General features: G+C 50.2%; 1 protein-coding gene. It reads right to left on the reverse strand.

Annotation, left to right across the window (positions count from 1 at the left end):
- Positions 1–57: 57 nt before the first annotated feature.
- A complete protein-coding gene (locus PCH05_RS27050) occupies positions 58–1,278 on the reverse strand; it encodes an IS256 family transposase (protein WP_127607821.1) in 1,221 nt (406 codons plus the stop codon).
- Positions 1,279–1,350 lie beyond the last annotated feature (72 nt).

Raw genomic sequence — 1,350 nt, forward strand, 5'->3', positions numbered from 1 at the left:
GGGTCTGTCAAGATTTTTGTGTAAACTCATTTAAGGAATCCCCCCGAGGGGGGCGACTTAGCGTAGGTGGTTACCGATTCGATCTTGAAAAAAGACCGAAAACTGAAGCAGCATCTGACCCCAGTTCTGTACTCGGCCCGTCCATTTTCGGGTCACATCCATTGTGGCCAGGTAGAGCATTTTGAGCAGGGCTTCGTCGGTCGGGAAAATGCTTTTGCCCTTCGTCACTTTCCGAAGCTGCCGGTGGTAGCTTTCAATCATGTTCGTCGTGTAAATCAGCTTGCGGATTTCCGGCGGGTACTTGAAGAAGGTTGAGAGTTCGCTCCAGTTATTGCGCCACGACCGGATAATCAGCGGGTATTTAGCGCCCCAGATTTCCTCGAAACGATCCAGTTCGAGCAAAGCTCCTTCTTCCGTTGCGGCCTTGTAAATAGGCTTCAGGTCGGCAGTTACCTTCTTGAGGTCCTTGTAAGACACGTAGCGGGTGGAATTACGGATCTGGTGGATGATACACTTCTGGATCTCCGTCTTCGGATAACAAGCGGCTATCGCCTCGGAGAAGCCATTCAAATTGTCCACACAGATGATGAGGATGTCCTGAACGCCGCGATTACGCAGGTCATTCAGCACGTTGAGCCAGAATTTGCTGGTTTCATTTTCACCTATCCACATGCCCAGTACGTCCTTGTTGCCGTCCAGATCAATGCCAATAACCATGTAGGCCGCCTTATTAACAATGGCTCCGTCCTGCTTCACTTTGAAGTGAATGGCGTCCATGTAGACCACCGCATACACGCCTTGCAGCGGCCGGTTCTGCCACTCCTTGATGAGCGGTACGATCTTGTTCGTGACATTGGAAATGAGCGTCGGCGAGACTTCAATTCCGTACAGGTTCTGCAGGTGATCCTGAATCTCCCGGGTGCTGACGCCTTTGGCGTATAGAGCGATGATCTGATCCTCGATGCCCGTTACGTTCCTTTGGTGCTTCTGGACCACCAGAGGCTCGAATTCTCCCAGGCGATCCCGAGGAACGGCAATTTCCTGCTCGCCATATTCGCTGACAACGTTCTTCTTGCTTTTTCCATTACGGCTGTTTGGCGTCATCTTGGCCTTGACTTCATGCTTCTCGTAGCCCAGATGCGTGTCCATTTCGGCTTCCAGCATTTCCTGAAGCGTTTCTGCAAACAGCTCTTTTAAAGCGTTCTGCGCATCCTGTGCAGTAACCAGCTTATTCTCCTTGATAAAAGCCCGTAGTTGTTCCTTTGACCAAAGTCCCATGTGTTCTCCCCAACCTTTCTATTACTTCCATTTTACTGGGTTTAGGAGTTTACACAAACTATTTTACAGACT

It is taken from the genome of Paenibacillus chibensis (assembly GCF_004001045.1).
Classification (GTDB): Bacteria; Bacillota; Bacilli; order Paenibacillales; family Paenibacillaceae; genus Paenibacillus_AQ; species Paenibacillus_AQ chibensis.